The organism is Nonomuraea phyllanthi (assembly GCF_006334985.2).
Classification (GTDB): Bacteria; Actinomycetota; Actinomycetes; order Streptosporangiales; family Streptosporangiaceae; genus Nonomuraea; species Nonomuraea phyllanthi.
Window position 1 is genome coordinate 131,947 of the sequence record NZ_VDLX02000007.1, and the last position, 15,344, is coordinate 147,290.

General features: G+C 69.8%; 15 protein-coding genes and 1 tRNA gene. 10 read left to right on the forward strand and 6 right to left on the reverse strand.

Annotated features, from left to right (window positions below; genetic code table 11):
* Positions 1-91: 91 nt before the first annotated feature.
* The 5 genes from FH608_RS19980 to FH608_RS20000 all read left to right on the forward strand — a co-directional run bounded on the left by FH608_RS19980 (position 92) and on the right by FH608_RS20000 (position 5,418).
* A complete protein-coding gene (locus FH608_RS19980; protein ID WP_193318525.1) occupies positions 92-2,449 on the forward strand; it encodes a right-handed parallel beta-helix repeat-containing protein in 2,358 nt (785 codons plus the stop codon).
* Positions 2,450-2,466: 17 nt separating this feature from the next.
* On the forward strand, positions 2,467-2,880 hold the full coding sequence (locus FH608_RS19985; protein WP_139632064.1) for a hypothetical protein: 414 nt from the start codon (positions 2,467-2,469) through the stop codon (positions 2,878-2,880).
* A gap of 155 nt (positions 2,881-3,035) precedes the next feature.
* The gene (locus FH608_RS19990) at positions 3,036-3,566 is read left to right on the forward strand and encodes a phospholipase (RefSeq protein ID WP_139632065.1); all 531 of its coding nucleotides are present in this window, start codon (positions 3,036-3,038) and stop codon (positions 3,564-3,566) included.
* 184 nt (positions 3,567-3,750) lie between these two features.
* Positions 3,751-4,935: a hypothetical protein gene (locus FH608_RS19995; protein ID WP_139632066.1), complete on the forward strand. Its 1,185-nt coding sequence runs from the start codon at positions 3,751-3,753 to the stop codon at positions 4,933-4,935.
* Between the two features lie 144 nt (positions 4,936-5,079).
* Positions 5,080-5,418: a hypothetical protein gene (locus FH608_RS20000; RefSeq protein WP_139632067.1), complete on the forward strand. Its 339-nt coding sequence runs from the start codon at positions 5,080-5,082 to the stop codon at positions 5,416-5,418.
* Positions 5,419-5,504: 86 nt separating this feature from the next.
* Here FH608_RS20000 and FH608_RS20005 read toward each other — a convergent pair.
* Positions 5,505-5,578, reverse strand: a tRNA-Lys gene (locus FH608_RS20005).
* 100 nt (positions 5,579-5,678) lie between these two features.
* On the opposite strand from FH608_RS20005, the gene FH608_RS20010 reads away from it, so the two are divergent.
* Together FH608_RS20010 and FH608_RS20015 are read left to right on the forward strand one after the other, a co-directional pair.
* Positions 5,679-6,527, forward strand: coding sequence for an AAA family ATPase (locus FH608_RS20010; RefSeq protein ID WP_139632068.1), 849 nt, complete (start codon positions 5,679-5,681; stop codon positions 6,525-6,527).
* Complete coding sequence (locus tag FH608_RS20015; RefSeq protein ID WP_139632069.1) at positions 6,511-7,875, forward strand: vWA domain-containing protein; 1,365 nt, start codon at positions 6,511-6,513, stop codon at positions 7,873-7,875. Before FH608_RS20010 ends, FH608_RS20015 begins: the two co-directional genes overlap by 17 nt.
* A gap of 31 nt (positions 7,876-7,906) precedes the next feature.
* On the opposite strand, the gene FH608_RS20020 is transcribed toward FH608_RS20015, so the two are convergent.
* Positions 7,907-8,674 (reverse strand): nuclease-related domain-containing protein, encoded by a 768-nt coding sequence (locus tag FH608_RS20020; protein WP_139632070.1) that lies wholly within the window; start codon positions 8,672-8,674, stop codon positions 7,907-7,909.
* 160 nt (positions 8,675-8,834) lie between these two features.
* Between FH608_RS20020 and FH608_RS20025 the strand changes: the two genes are divergently transcribed.
* Positions 8,835-9,449 carry a TetR/AcrR family transcriptional regulator gene (locus FH608_RS20025; protein WP_139632071.1) on the forward strand — a complete coding sequence of 205 codons (615 nt, stop codon included), beginning with the start codon at positions 8,835-8,837 and terminating at the stop codon, positions 9,447-9,449.
* On the opposite strand, the gene FH608_RS20030 is transcribed toward FH608_RS20025, so the two are convergent.
* From FH608_RS20030 to FH608_RS20040, 3 genes are read right to left on the reverse strand one after another with little or no spacing between them, the layout of a single operon-like run.
* On the reverse strand, positions 9,420-10,460 hold the full coding sequence (locus FH608_RS20030; protein WP_139632072.1) for an acyl-CoA dehydrogenase family protein: 1,041 nt from the start codon (positions 10,458-10,460) through the stop codon (positions 9,420-9,422). The two genes, FH608_RS20025 and FH608_RS20030, sit on opposite strands and share 30 nt — an antisense overlap.
* Positions 10,457-11,617 (reverse strand): acyl-CoA dehydrogenase family protein, encoded by a 1,161-nt coding sequence (locus FH608_RS20035; protein WP_139632073.1) that lies wholly within the window; start codon positions 11,615-11,617, stop codon positions 10,457-10,459. Before FH608_RS20035 ends, FH608_RS20030 begins: the two co-directional genes overlap by 4 nt.
* A complete protein-coding gene (locus FH608_RS20040) occupies positions 11,608-12,810 on the reverse strand; it encodes an acyl-CoA dehydrogenase family protein (RefSeq protein ID WP_139632074.1) in 1,203 nt (400 codons plus the stop codon). Before FH608_RS20040 ends, FH608_RS20035 begins: the two co-directional genes overlap by 10 nt.
* A 125-nt stretch (positions 12,811-12,935) precedes the next feature.
* Here FH608_RS20040 and FH608_RS20045 point away from each other — a divergent pair, with 125 nt between their 5' ends.
* Positions 12,936-13,538, forward strand: coding sequence for a GNAT family N-acetyltransferase (locus tag FH608_RS20045; RefSeq protein WP_139632075.1), 603 nt, complete (start codon positions 12,936-12,938; stop codon positions 13,536-13,538).
* Here the strand turns inward: FH608_RS20045 and FH608_RS20050 are convergent.
* On the reverse strand, positions 13,511-14,095 hold the full coding sequence (locus FH608_RS20050; RefSeq protein ID WP_226899715.1) for a TetR/AcrR family transcriptional regulator: 585 nt from the start codon (positions 14,093-14,095) through the stop codon (positions 13,511-13,513). The genes FH608_RS20045 and FH608_RS20050 overlap by 28 nt on opposite strands.
* Positions 14,096-14,171: 76 nt before the next feature.
* Here FH608_RS20050 and FH608_RS20055 point away from each other — a divergent pair, with 76 nt between their 5' ends.
* The gene (locus FH608_RS20055) at positions 14,172-15,305 is read left to right on the forward strand and encodes an FAD-dependent monooxygenase (protein ID WP_139632077.1); all 1,134 of its coding nucleotides are present in this window, start codon (positions 14,172-14,174) and stop codon (positions 15,303-15,305) included.
* Positions 15,306-15,344 lie beyond the last annotated feature (39 nt).

Consider the following 15,344-nt stretch of genomic DNA (forward strand, 5'->3'; position numbering starts at 1 on the left):
TGAGAAGCGGCGGTCAAACGATTGATTTCCGACGGATACGGGGTTACGGTCCCTTGTAATATTTTATCGATTTAAGTCACAGATGAGGGACATGATGCGACTCCACAGCGTGATGATCGCCTCCCTGGTCGCGGCCCTGCCTGCGACCGCCGCCACAGAGGCGTCCGCGTTATCCGCCGCCCCCACCGTGTACGTGTCACAGGACGGCAGAGCCGATGCCACCGGCACCGAGCAGGACCCGTTCGCGACCGTCGAGCAGGCCCGTGACGCCCTGGCCGGACGGACCGGCGCTCACAAGCGGGGCACCGTCTACATCAGGGGCGGCGTCTACCAGGCCGCCACGGGCATCCGGCTGAGCGGCGCGCGGAACTCGTACGTCACCTACGCCGCCTACCCGGGCGAGCAGGTCGAGTTCGCCGGGGTCACCACGCTCGACCCGGGCAAGTTCCGCAGGCTGAGCGACGTGCCGGCGGACGACGCCAAATGGTCGTCGAAGTCGCGGATCCAGGAGGCCGCGGCCGGCCACGTCTACGTCTACGACCTGGCCGCCGAGGGCATCCCCACCGGGCAGATCTACAAGAACGGCTTCAACTGGAAGCCGCAACCGTACGCGCCCGAGCTGATCACCGACGACGTGGCGCAGACGCTGGCGCAGTACCCGAACGGCACCGAGAAGCTGGACCGCACCCACATCACCGTCAAGGAGGCGCCCAAGGGCGCCCGCGACTACTTCTCGGACAAGACCGCCGACGGCACTACCATGCCGTACGAGGACATGCTGGAACTGCCCGGCCCGGTCTACACCGCCGTCGACCCCGCGCTCAAGGAGCGCGCCGCCACGTGGGCGCCGGCCGATGGGACCGCCGACAACACCCGGTACGAGACCGACGGCTGGCTGTCCGGCTACTTCGGCAACAACTACGCCAACGACCGCGTCCGCATCGACGCCGTCAGCGGGGACGAGCTCAGGACCCGCTACCCCACGATGTACGCCGCCACGGACAAGTGGACCTCGTTCGTGGCCCAGAACGTGCTGAGCGAGCTGGACGCCGAGGGCGAATACTACATCGACCGCCACGACGGCGCAGGCACGCTCTACTACTACCCGCCGGGCGGGACGGTCGAGGGCAAGGAGATCAGCCTCACCTCGTTCGACGAGCCGTTCTTCACGCTGGAGAACGTCAGGGGCGTGACGCTCAAGGGCCTGAAGCTGAACGGCAGCACGGGCACCGGCGTGCGCCTGCTCGACGCGGAGTCGTGCACCCTCGACGGCCTGGAGATCCTCAACGTCAGCATGGACGCGGTCGCCATCGGCGAGGCCAACGACGCGATCACGGCGATCGCCGAGTACCGCACGAGCCGGGGCGGGCACCGCAACAAGGTGATCAACAGCAGGCTGCACGACCTGGGCGGCGGCGGGGTCTTCACGGCCGGCGGCGACCGCGACTCGCTGGAGCGCGGCGACCACGTGGTCGAGCACAACGAGATCTACGACTTCTCGAAGCTGGCCACCTACACCCCCGCCGGCTACATGTACGGGGTCGGCAACACGTTCCGCTACAACCACGTCCACGACGCCCCGCACATGGCGATCCAGATCATGGGCAACGACATGGAGATCAGCCACAACAGGTTCGAGAACCTCGTGACGCACGCCTCCGACCAGGGGGTCATCTACGCGGGCCGCGACTACACGTACCTGAACAACGTGATCGCCTACAACCTCTTCAAGGACGTCGGCCCGGACGGCAACCAGGCCGTCTACATGGACGACGGGATGTCGGGGATGGTGATCCACCACAACGTCTTCGACACCGCCCAGCACGGCCTGTTCTACCAGTCGGGGCACAGCAACGTCGCGCGGGACAACGTGTTCGTGGACGTGACGTACGTCGGCCACGACAAGCTCTACCACGAGGGCGGCCAGCGGCTCCCGGTGCCCAACTCGAAGGTCGTGGTCGAGCGCTTCAACGACATGCTGAAGGTCGGTGACGGCACCGGCTTCACCAACACGGCCGGGAACGTCGAGAAGTGGTACCGCCACTACGGCCGGCAGTACCCCAACATCCGCTCGTGGTACGTCCCCGTCGACTCCGGCGGGGCGATCTGCACCCAGGTCGGCACCACGGAGTGCACGGAGGAGTACGTGTGGCGCGACCCCGACTCGCTGTACGTGCCCTCCCACAACGTGCTGACCCGGTCGGTGAGCATCGCCTCGGGCGGCTTCGCCTACACCGACGACGCCGGCGGGCTGAGCGTCAAGACGTTCAACCCGGACTTCGACTCCTTCGACGTCAAGGCGGGCACCGCCGCCGAGATCGGCTTCGACCCCGCCACCGGCACGTTCGACGCGGCCACCACGCCGCTGAACACCGCCGATGGATTCGGGCGCAAGTGGGTAAAGGACTGGAACAGACACTTCTCCCTGGAGGGCATCGGGCCTGAGTGAGTCGTAACACGGTGTGGATGGCCGCCGCGGGGTGCCTGATCGCCACCCCGGTGGCCGTCTGGTGGCTGGTGGGCGACCTGAGCGCGGCGGCGCGCCCGGGCACCGCGCTCGACCGGGCGATCCGCCCGCCGGCCATCGACCCGTGGGCCGAGCGCGCCGCCGGCATCGCGGCCGTGCTGGTGGTGGCCGGCACGGCGGCGCTGCTCGTCCGGGCCTCCCACCGCCGCCGCTTCGACCGCCGCTGGTGGGCGGCGCTCCTGCCGGCGCTGGCCGCGGGCGCCCTCGCCGGGGCCGGCTGGCGGGTGATGACGGCGGGCACCCTCGGCGCCAACATCGGCGCCGGGCTGACGATCATCCTGGGCGGCCCGCTCGTGGCCCTGCTCCTGCTCTGGTCACTGGGCTGGTCCGCCCATCTCCTGCGGTCGCGCTGACTTCGCCCGCTTACAGAAAGCCGGGCGGTTGTAAAGACCGATCCTGCGCCAAGCCTGCGTTGGGAATTGAGCAACATGTGCTTCCTGCGCTCGCCGCCGATTCGGGTCATCGTGAGGACGTGCACCCGACCCCCCAGCGCTAGGAGCAGGTTCTCATGGCCAGACGATCCCGAGCCGCACTCGCCTCCGTCGCCCTCGCCCTGATCGCCGTACTCGGGCTGGCTTTACCGGCCCACGCGGTCACGCTGGAGCAGAAACTCGCCGCGCTCTCCGCGTTCTCGCAGCCCACCTCCACCAGCGCCGCCTCGTGGCGCTCCGCCTGGGAGAACCAGGGGGCGTGGGCCGACTACGCCTTCGACTGGTCGACCGACCTGTGCTCCAGCAGCCCCGACAAGCCGCTCGGCTTCGACTTCAGGATGCCGTGCAGGCGGCACGACTTCGGCTACCGCAACTACAAGGACGTGAGCCAGTTCCCGGCGAACAAGTCACGCATCGACGACTCGTTCTACTTCGACCTGAAGCAGGTGTGCAGGCAGTATTCGGGGATCTCCAAGTCGACCTGTGACGGGCTGGCCTGGACGTACTACCAGGCGGTCAAGGAGTTCGGGAACCTGGTGGTGACGGACGACCAGATCCAGCAGGTGCAGCAGCAGGCGCTCAGCGCCGCCGCGACCACCGACGCCTGAAAGCGCGCTGGGCGGGGCCGCCACGGCGGACCCCGCCCGGCGACGCCGGTTCGACGAGCGAGTGGTGAGTTGGGCGAGCATGCGGATCGTACGCGAGGGTGCGGTATCGGGCGGCATCTAATTAGCATGGGCCGGTTGCAGAGTCTGCTGTGGGATGGAGATAGTGGAGCTACCGTCGCAGTTGGTGAGCGTGCACAAGCTCGTGAAGGACGTGGCGCCGTTCGGCCTGCCGGACGAGCAGGAGCGCCTGCAGTCTGCTCGTTCCTTGGTTGATTTCGGTCTTGAGCTGCGTACGGCTTCCGGCGAGATCGAGCCGGCCGCGCGGCATGTGTTCGCGGCCAACAAGGGCAGTGACGTCGCGGCATTCCAGGTCCAGTGGGAAGGGGAGAAAGGACCGAGACGTCAACTTGTGGCGGGTAGCGACGGCGCGCTGCTCACCGGCCTGGGAACCATGGCGATCGTGGTCGTCCGGATCGCGTGGAAAGCATTCGTCATCTATGTCCTCGCCTACCTGGCGGTCTGCCTGCTTGCGGCTCTCATGGCCGGTCCGGCCAGGGAATTCGTCCGGCTCGCGCGGATCATGGGGGCGCGTCGCGCGCTGGCGTTGATGCGGAAAAAGCTTTCACGACTGGTTGAGACAGTCATTCGCGACTCGCTCCACAGAGCCAGGAAGTTGTCCGGTGTATCTGCTGCTCTGTACGCGATACCCATGGCGACGTGGGCTGGTGGGCTGTCTACTGATTTCCGGACGTTCCGGTCGGACGAGGAGGCACGGCGAATCACCGAGGACGTGCTTCGCGAGACGCCTGCGGGCAGGCAAGCACTCGCCTGGGCGAAGGAGCACAGAATCACTGTGCTGTACCAGCAGGGCTCCCCTGATGACGTCTCAGGGGCGTACTACGACGACATGAACGTGTTGCGCATCTTTGTGGGAGGCCAGACAGCCGAGGAGCTCGCCGCGACCTTCGTCCATGAGGTGAACCATGCACGCAACGAAGGCAAACCGAATCCTCTGTCGATGGGACGTGAGGAGTACATCAGGGCGGCCATCGAGGAAGAGGTCGATGGCGAGGTCAAGGCACACGAGATGCGGGTACAGCTAGCAGCCGCCCGCGGTGTGGACTGGGGGTGGGCCAGTACCTATGGAATGGCGTACAGGGACGCCGTCAGCATGGAGGCCGACAGGCGGCGGCAGCAGGGCCTGCCCGAACTGTCGGCGAACGAGATACGGCGGATCGGGGACGAAGCCGGTCGCGACGCACTCCGCGAGCATCGGTTTCTCGGCTACCCGGAAAGATTCGAGCAGGAATGGATCAGCAGTCGATCGCTCCCGTCGCGGGTCATGAACACCGTCCTGCCCGGTCAGTGATCTACGCTCGCGCGCCCATGTGACGATCGCCAGTGTCATCCGCCTGAAACTCGTCGGCAGTATCTTGCGAGGGATTCGAGGATGTTGCGGATGAGCCGGTCGGTCAGGTAGCCGAACCCAGGCGGATGACACTAGCCTTCACGGGTGACTCATGTGCAGGGGAATCCGTATGGGGAGCGGCAGGAGGTCGATCACACAAGCCTCCGATCCGCCTCGGACGATATCCACAGGGTGGCCGGGCACCTCGACGATCTCGCCAAGCAGACGTTCATGAGTGCCGGCAGACACCCCTTGAGCAACGCCGGAGAACCGGGTGCCGAGTTCGACGCCGAGTACGCGGACCTGATGCGCGTGATGCCGCAGGCGTACGCGTCGCGCATCGAGCAGCTGTACCGCGTGGCCAACGGCGTCATCGAACACTCGGGCAACCACCAACATGCTGAGCAGGCCAATGAAACGGTTGTCAACCCGACCGGCAGCTGAGCAACACGCCGAGAACAATTGCGGCCAGAGCCACTCGAAAACCAAGAAGCCCCAGCTCAATGCTCTGAGCTGGGGCTTCTACGCGGTGCGCCGCCAGGGACTCGAACCCCGGACCCGCTGATTAAGAGTCAGCTGCTCTGACCAACTGAGCTAGCGGCGCTTGCAGAGAGGAATATACCGGTGATCCGCATCCTGGTCGAATCGGTATCAAGCGCTTCCGTCTGGCTAGAATAAAGTTCGGCCAGCAGACAGGAGCATCGATGTTCGACTCGCCCGCCGACGTGACGGAGCGGCTCGCCGCCGTGGACTATCTCTCCGACGACGCCATCTCCACCTCGGTGTTCCTGGCCGCGGCGCTGGGCAAGCCGCTGCTGGTCGAGGGCCCCGCCGGGGTGGGCAAGACGCAGCTCGCCAAGGCGGTGGCCCTGGCGACCGGGGCCGACCTGGTCAGGCTGCAGTGTTACGAGGGGCTCGACGAGGCCAGGGCCCTGTACGAGTGGAACTACAAGAAGCAGCTGCTCAGGATCCAGGCCACGAGCGCCGACGACGACATCTTCTCCGAGGAGTTCCTGCTGGAGCGGCCGCTGCTCAAGGCGATCAGGGCCGCCGGGCCGACCGTGCTGCTCATCGACGAGACCGACAAGGCCGACGTCGAGGTCGAGGGGCTGCTGCTGGAGCTGCTGTCCGACTTCCAGATCACGATCCCGGAGCTGGGCACGATCGCCGCCACGCGCCGGCCGTACGTGGTGCTGACCTCCAACGCCACCCGCGAGCTGTCGGAGGCGCTCAAGCGGCGCTGCCTCTACCTGCACCTCGAATACCCCACCCCCGAGCGGGAGCGCGACATCGTGCTCAGCCAGGTGCCGGGCATCCGGGCCGACCTGGCCGAGCGGCTGGCCGCGACGGTGGCGACGCTGCGGGCGCTGGAGCTGAAGAAGGCGCCGTCGGTCGCCGAGACCGTCGACTGGGCGAACACGCTGCTGGCGCTCGGGCGCGAGGACCTCGACGAGGCCACCGTGGCGGGCACGCTCGGCGTGGTGCTCAAGCACGCCTCCGACCAGGCGCGGGCGGTCAAGGAGCTGGGGCTGCCGGATGTCGCTGGTCGATAGGCACGTCGGGTTCGTCCAGGCGCTTCGTGAGGCGGGCATCCCGGTCTCGGTCGCCGAGGGGCTGGACGCCGCGCAGGCGCTGCGGGTGATCGAGCTGGGCGACCGGGAGTCGCTGCGGGCCGCTTACGCGGCCACGCTGGTCAAGAAGCCGGCGTACCGGCCGGGGTTCGACGTGCTGTTCGACCTCTGGTTCCCGGCGTCGACCACCGGCCGGTACGCCGAGCGCCCCCGGACCCGGATGGACCCGGACACGGCGACGGTCGAGCAGCTCCGCGACCACCTCGCCCACCTCCTGACCGGCGGCACGGACCAGGAGATCCGCGAGTTCGCCCAGGCCATGGTCGGCCGCTTCGGCCGCCAGCCCACGACGAGCCCCGGCCGCCAGAACTGGTTCTCCTACAGCGTCATGCGCGCCCTGTCCCCCGAGACGCTGATGGCCCGCATCCTCCAGAACGTCCTGGCCGGGCAGGAGCGCGGCGGCCTGGCCGAGCGGAACGCCCGCCGGCGCGTCCACGACAACACCAGGCGCTTCGAGGAGGCGGTGGCCACCGACGTGCGCCGCCGCATCGCCGAGGACTCCGGCATCGAGCGCATCGCCCGCTCCGCCGTACGCCCGCCGCTCGACCAGATCGACTTCCTGCGCATCACCAAGGCGGATCTGGCCCGGCTGCGCCGCGAGGTCCATCCGCTGGCCAGGCGCCTGGCCACGCGTCTGACGATCAAGCAGCGCAAGGGCAGGAGGGGCCGGCTCGACTTCCGCAGGACGGTGCGGGGCTCGCTGCAGAGCGGCGGCGTGCCGCTGACCACGCACTTCCGGCCGCCGCGCCCCCACAAGCCCGAGCTGGTCATCCTCTGCGACACCAGCGACTCGGTCTCGTCGTTCGCCCACTTCACGCTGCTGCTCACGTACGCGCTGAGGGAGCAGTTCACCAAGGTGCGGGCGTTCGGGTTCGTGGACACGGTGGACGAGATCACCCGCTTCTTCGTGCCCGGCGCCGACGTGGTGGAGGCCATGACGAAGCTGGCGAACGAGGCCGACATGGTGCGTTTCGGGCGCACCAACTACGGGCACGCGCTGGAGCGCTTCGCCGAGCGGTACGGTGACGCCATCGGCCCCAAGACCTCGCTGCTGATCCTGGGCGACGCCCGCTCCAACTACCAGCCGCCCGCCCTCGACGTGCTCAGGTCGCTGGCGGCGGGGGCGCGGCACGCGTACTGGCTCAATCCGGAGCCCAGGGCGCAGTGGGACACGGGCGACTCGCTCGCGGGCGACTACGGAGCGGTCGTGCCCATGCACGAGTGCCGCAACGTCGCCCAGCTCACGGCCTTCATCGAGACGCTCGCCTGAATCGCGCCCGTCGAGGCCCCCGGCCCGAGCCTCAGGTGCGCTGGAGCTCCCTCGCCGCGGTGCGGGCGATCAGCTCGATCTGCTCGTCGCTCAGCACGACGTCCTCGGCCGCCCTGATCACCTTGGCCGCGAGCCGCGGCTTGAGCAGCGTGACGCCCTCGGCGACCACGATGCCGCCCTTGGGCAGCAGCCCGCAGTGCACGGCGAGCATGGGCGCGATCGTCACCGGGACGCGCGTCTCGCGGCTGAGCAGCTCGGCGAACTTCTCGGCGGTCTCGACCAGCGCCTTGGCGGTCTTGCTGCCGTACTTCTCGCCGAAGAACAGCCGCCCGCCGTAGCAGGCGACCTCGGTGTCGGGGCTCCAGGACTCGTTGTCGATGATCCACACGCCGCCCGGGCCGATCACCAGGTGGTCGATGGAGGCCTGCCCGCGGATGGCGCGGCCGTCCAGCACGTGGTAGCCGAGCCGGCCCAGCGACTTGCGCAGCATCCTGCCGGTGATCGCCTCACCGCGCCGCGCGCCGCGCCAGACCGCCGTCGCGTGGAAGGAGCGCCAGTCGAGATACCAGTCGACCCCGGCCACGATGCCGCCCAGGAGCAGGCCGCAGAACGGGGAGGCGGTGGTGAGCCCGAACCGGAGCGCCAGGGCGACCCCGATCACGAACCCCACGCCGGCCTTGACGTACCTCATCCTGCGCCGGTTGGGGGCGTCCTCGCGCCAGAACTTCTCGTACCACCACTGCGGAGAAGACCCTGTGTACTTCTCGTTGGGTTGTACGTAGATAGATCCACCGGGCACGGCAATCTCCCCGAGTGCGTAGATGTGTTGCAGGATCTGCCACGCCGAAGATCCCTCGCCGATCAAGAGATACCCGGCTGCCAACCAAGGCGAGCCTAAGGTGACGTAATTAGTACCCGCAAGACCAGCAAATGACCTCGACCGACCAGTCGGTATGCTAATGAGGGTGACAAAGGGGGACCATGTGAAAGAAGAACCGGTCAGACGGCGGCTGCTCGCCGAGGCGACCCGCCTGTTCGCCGAGCGCGGCTTCGAGGGCACCTCCGTCCAGGAGATCGTGGTGGCGGCCGGCGTCACCAAGGGAGCGATGTACCACTACTTCGACTCCAAGGACGACCTGCTGCACGAGATCTACGCGCGGGTCCTCCGCATGCAGATGGACCGGCTGACGCGGATCGCCGACGGCCCCGGCGACGTACGGCAGCGCCTGCACGGCGCCGCGGCCGACGTCGTGGAGACGACGGCCGCGAACCTGGACGACTCCAAGATCTTCTTCAGGTCGATGCACCTGCTGGCCCCGGAGACGCAGAAGACCGTGCGCGCCGAGCGCCGCCGCTACCACGAGCGCTTCCGCGCGCTGGTGGCCGAGGGCCAGCGCCAGGGCGTGTTCAGCGACCGCGTCCCGGCCGAGCTGGTCGTCGACTTCTTCTTCGGCTCGGTGCACCACCTGGGCACGTGGTTCCACGCGGAGGGGCCGCTGACCGGCGCCCAGGTGGGCAGGCACTTCGCCGACCTGCTGCTCACCTCACTCGGGGCCGGGCACGTCGACGAGTGAGGCCAGCGCCGCGCGGTGGTCGCCCGGCGTGCCGAGGGCGATCTCGGAGGCTTTCGCGCGCTTGAGATAGAGGTGTACGGGGTGCTCCCAGGTCATCCCGATCCCTCCGTGCAGTTGCAGCGCCTCCTCGGCCGCGTGCACGGCCACGCCGGCGTTCCACGACTGCGCCACGGCCACGGAGACGGGGGAACCGTCGGTCGCGGCGCTCCTGGCGGCGGCCCTGGCCCTGACCACGTCCAGCCACAGGTCGGCCAGCCGGTGCTTGATCGCCTGGAAGGACCCGACGGGCCGAGCGAACTGGTGGCGCTCCTTGACGTAGGCGAGCGTCGTGTCGAGGCACCATCCGGCCACCCCGAGCTGCTCGGAGGCCAGCAGCCCCGCCCCGAACGCGAGCACCTCCCCCAGGTCGCACGCCCCCACCTCCCTGGCCGGGACCCCGTCGAACGTGACGGTCGCGACCGGCCTGGTCAGGTCGAGCGACGGCACCACCTGGACGGCCGCCCCCTCTTCCACGGCGTGGAGCCTGCCGCCGGCCGGCACCAGCAGCACGTCGGCCACGTCGGCCCCGGCCACGCCGGTGACGGTCCCGGTCAGCCGCCCGCCCTCGGCGCGTACCCCGTCGGCGGGTCTGTACGGGTTCGCCGCGAACGGCACGACGAGCGCGGCGGTCCTCCTGCCCTCGGCCAGCTCGCCCAGCAGCGCGTCGCCGGTCGGCAGCAGCGCCCGCGTGGCCAGCACGGCGCTGGTGAGGAACGGCACCGGCGCCACTCCCCTGCCGAGCTCCTCCAGCACGACCGCCGCCTCGCTGGCCGACGCGCCCGCGCCACCGTGCTCCTCGGGCACGAGCAGCCCGGCCACGCCGATCTCGCCGGCCAGCGTCTTCCACAGGTCCAGGTCGTAGGGCTCGGACTCGATCCGCTTCAGCACGGCGGCGGGCGGGCAGCGGTCGGCGAGCAGCCCGCGCACCGCGGCCCGCAGCTCCTCCTCGACCTCGGAATAGAGCAGCGTCATCGCGGCAGGTCCTTCCAGGGCACGTCCTTGTCGACACGGGGCTCCGAGGGCAGGCCGAGCACCCGTTCGGAGATGATGTTGCGCAGGATCTCGGACGTGCCGCCCTCGATCGAGTTGCCCTTGGCCCGCAGGTAGCGATAGCCGGGGCCGCGGCCGTAGAAGTCGACGTCCTCAGAGCGGCGGAACGTCCAGTCGTCGTAGCCCAGCTCGCGCCCGAACTCCATCTCGAAGCCCGTCAGCGCCTGGTTGAGCCGGGCGAACGACAGCTTCAGCCCGGACCCCTCGGGCCCGGGCTGGCCCGCGGCGAGCTGCTCGCGCAGCCGCGCCCCCGACAGGCGGGTGACCTCGGACTCGACCCACAGCGACAGCAGCCGCTGGTGCAGGTCGTGGGTGCGCAGCTCGGGCCGGGCGCGCCAGGCGTCGAGCACCACCCCGACCATGCCGCCGCCCCGCCGTACGGGGGCGCCGCCGATGGCGACCCGCTCGTTCATCAGCGTGGTCTGCGCGACCCGCCAGCCGTCGCCGACCTCGCCGAGCCGCAGGTCGTCGGGGAGCCGCACGCCGGTCAGGAAGACCTCGTTGAACTCGGCCTCGCCGGTGATCTGCCGCAGCGGCCGCACCTCGACGCCCGGCGCGTGCATGTCGCACACGAAGTACGTCAGGCCGCGGTGTTTCGGCACGTCAGGGTCGGTACGCGCGACGAGGATGGCCCATCTGGCGTGATGGGCGCCGGACGTCCACACCTTCTGCCCGTCGACGACCCATTCGTCCCCGTCCCTGACAGCGCGGGTGGCGAGCGTGGCCAGGTCGGAGCCCGCGCCCGGCTCGCTGAAGAGCTGGCACCAGATCTCCTCCCCCGTCCACAGCGGCCGGAGGAAGCGGCGTTTCTGGTCCTCCGTACCGAACGTCAGGATCGTCGGGGCGGCCATCCCCAGCCCGATCCCCTGGACGCCGGAGTTGATCTGCGGCGTGCCGGCCAGCTCCCGCTCCACGACCTGCTGCAGCTCACGCGGCGCGCCCAGCCCGCCGAGCCCCTGGGGGAACCACACCCAGGCCAGCCCGGCGTCGAACCTCGCCCGCAGGAACTCCAGGCGGTCCCCGTCCGGGTCGTGCTCCGCGAGGAACGCGGCGACCCGCTCCTTGATGGTCACATCCACTTCTTCAGCTCCCGGTGGGCAAGAGACCGCTTGTGCACCTCGTCGGGGCCGTCCGCCAGGCGCAGCGAGCGCGCGCCCGCCCAGAGCCCCGCGAGGGGGAAGTCCTGGGAGACGCCGCCCGCGCCGTGCACCTGGATGGCCTTGTCGAGGATCCACTCCACGGTCTGGGGGGTGGAGATCTTGATGGCCTGGATCTCGGTGTGGGCGCCCTGGTTGCCCACGGTGTCCATGAGCCAGGCGGTCTTGAGCACGAGCAGGCGCGACTGCTCGATCCTGATGCGCGACTCGGCGATCCAGTCCTGGACGACGCCCTGCTGCGCGACGGGCTTGCCGAACGTGGTCCTGTCCAGCGCGCGCCGGCACATGAGCTCCACCGCGCGCTCGGCCATGCCGATCAGGCGCATGCAGTGGTGGATGCGGCCGGGGCCGAGCCTGGCCTGCGCGATGGCGAACCCCCCGCCCTCCTCGCCGATCAGGTTCTCCACCGGCACGCGGACGTCCTCGAACACGATCTCCGCGTGGCCGCCGTGGTGGGCGTCGCTGTAGCCGAAGACGTGCATGCCGCGCTTGATGTGCAGCCCCGGCGTGTCGCGCGGCACCAGGATCATGCTCTGCTGGCGGTGCTTGGGTGCGTCGGGGTTGGTCTTGCCCATGACGATGAAGATCTTGCAGCCGGGGTTCATCGCGCCGGAGGTGAACCACTTGCGGCCGTTGATCACGTACTCGGCGCCGTCGCGGACGATGGACGTGGCGATGTTCGTGGCGTCGGAGGAGGCCACCTCGGGCTCGGTCATCGCGAACGCCGACCGGATCTCCCCGTCGAGCAGCGGGCGCAGCCACTCCTTGCGCTGCCACTCGCTGCCGAACATGGACAGGACCTCCATGTTGCCGGTGTCCGGCGCGGCGCAGTTGGTGGCCGTCGGGGCGATGCTGGGGCTCCTGCCCATGATCTCGGCCAGCGGCGCGTACTGGAGGTTGGTCAGCCCGGCGCCGTGCTCGTTCGGGAGGAACAGGTTCCACAGGCCGCGCTTCCTGGCCTCGTCCTTCAGGTCGGCCATCAGCGGCGGCGGGCTCCAGCCGCTGCTCGCCACCTGCTCCTCGAAGGCCGGCTCGGCGGGGTAGACGCATTCGTCCATGAAGGTCAGCAGTCGTTCGCGCAGGTCCTCGGTGACCGTGTCGAAGGCGAAGTCCATGCCAGCGAGCCTACCGACCGGCCGGTATGAGTGTCGACAGGTGGTTCCCGTAAAGCAGGTGGTTCCCCGTAAAAAGCGCCAGGTGGCCATCATCGTGACCGCGCGCCGCTCCTAGAGTTGCCGCCATGACCGCGAAGCTGCCCTCACCTGTGGTGCTCGAGAACGACGCCGTACGGCTCGAGCCCCTCTCCCTCGACCACGTCCCCGACCTGTTCGCCGCCGCCGGTGGCGACGACGACGTCTGGCGCTGGATGCCCGTCGCCACGCCGGCGTCGGAGGCGGAGCTGGCGAAGGTGGCCGCGCGGCTGATCTCCGATGACGTGCACGTGCCGTTCGCCGTGGTCGCCGGCGGGCGGGCCGTCGGCTGGACCACGTACGCCGACGTGCCGGGCTTCGACGAGAGCGTCGAGATCGGCTGGACGTGGTACGGCCGCGCGATGTGGCGTACGGCGGTGAACACCGCCTGCAAGGTGCTGCTCATCGACCACGCCTTCGGGCTCGGTCACAACCGGGTCCTGCTCAAGACCGACTGCCTCAACCTCAGGTCGCAGAACGCGATCAAGCGCATCGGCGGGGTGCACGAGGGCACGCTGCGGCGCCACCGCAGGCGGCCGGACGGCACCTGGCGCGACACGGTCTACTTCGGCATCCTCGACGACGAGTGGCCGGCCCACCGGAGCCGCCTGACCTCCCCGCGCGCTCAGCTCCCGGGGCCGGCCGGAGCCTGAGGCGGGCGCAGCATCCCGGCGAGCAGATCCCTGACCGCCTCGGCCAGCTCGTCCCGGGTGGGCATGGCCCCCGCCCCCGCGATGGCGTCGAACATGAGCCCCTCCCCGAACGCCACCAGCTGGCGCGCGTGGCGTGCCGGGTCGCGCGAGCCCGCGGCCGCCAGCAGCGCGACGGAGGGGTCGCGGAAGCGGCGGCCGGCCCGGTCGTAGATCTCCCGCAGCTCCGGCCGCCGCGTGGCCTCCAGCGCGAGCTCGTATCGGGCCAGCGTCCGCCGCCGGTCCATGAGCTGGACGTGCAGCGCCTCCGCGATCCGGGCGGGCATGTCCTCCGGCCGGGACGGGTCGATCTCGTACGCCGGCGCCAGGGCGCGCATCTCCAGCTCCGAGAGCCGTGACAGCGTCAGCTCCAGCAGGGCGGCGCGGGTGCGCGCCAAGTTGGACGTGGAGCCGGGCGGCAGGCCGGCCGCCTCGTCGACGGCCCGGTGGGTGAGGCCGCGCATGCCGCGTTCGGCCAGCAGGGTGATGGCCGCGTCCGCGACGGTCTCCGAGCGTTTCACGGCACCCGATCCTACAGCAGGCTCACTACAGGCGTAGTATGGTGAAACTACAGGCGTAGTGACAGGAGGTGGCGTCATGCCGCGAGCGGTAGTGATCGGTGGCGGGATCGGCGGGCTGACCAGCGGGATCGCCCTGCGCCGCGCGGGATGGGAGGTGACCGTGCTGGAACGGGCCCCCAGGATCGACCCCGTCGGCTCGGGCCTCGCCATCGCGGCCAACGCCCTCAAGGCGCTCGACACGATCGACCTCGGCGACTCCGTGCGCAAGCTCTCCCGGCTGCAGGGGGAGGCGGGCATCCGCAGGCCGGACGGACGGTGGCTGGCGCGCACCTCCTCGGACGACGCGGAGGCCCGCTTCGGGGACTCCGTGGTGGTCATGTTGCGCTCGACCCTGATGGACCTGCTCGCGGACGCCCTCGGCGCCGACCGGCTGCGGCCGGGCACGGAGGTCGCCGGGGTGGACGCCGAGCGCGGCGTGGTACGCACAAGCGACGGCGAGCTGGAGGCCGACCTGGTGGTGGCCGCCGACGGCATCCGTTCCAGGACGCGGCAGGCGCTCTTCCCGGACCACCCCGGCCCGGCGTACGCGGGGGTGACGGCCTGGCGCGGCCTCATCCCGCGGGGCGAGCTGGCGATCCGGAGCTCGGAGAGCTGGGGCAGGGGTCTCGTGTTCGGCATCCACCTGGTGGCCGACGACCTGGTGTACGTGTACGCGACCGACGCGATGCCGGCGGGCACGGTGTCCGGGAACGAACTGGAGGAGCTGAAGCGGCGTTTCGGGCACTGGCACGAGCCCATCCCCGCCCTGCTGCGCGCGGCCGACCCGGCGTCGATCATCCGGAACGACGTCCACCACCTCGCCACGCCGCTGCCCGCGTACCACCAGGGAAGGGTGGCGCTCGTGGGCGACGCCGCCCACGCGATGACCCCCAACCTGGGCCAGGGCGCCTGCCAGGCGATCGAGGACGCGGTCACCCTCGCCCACCACGCCGGCGGCGACCTCGCCGCCTACACCGCCGCCCGCCTCGACCGCACCACGAAGGTGGTGCGGCGCTCGATGTCGATGTGCAGGCTGACCCGGCTGCGCAACCCGGCGGCGGTGTGGCTGCGCGACACGGCGATGTCGCTGGCGGACCGGCTGGGCCCCGACCTCGTGCTGCGCTCCATGGACGACCTGCTGAGCTGGGAGCCTCCGGCCCGTCCCGCCTGATCGAGCCGGGCAGGAGAACCGCGCCGCGTACCTGACAGA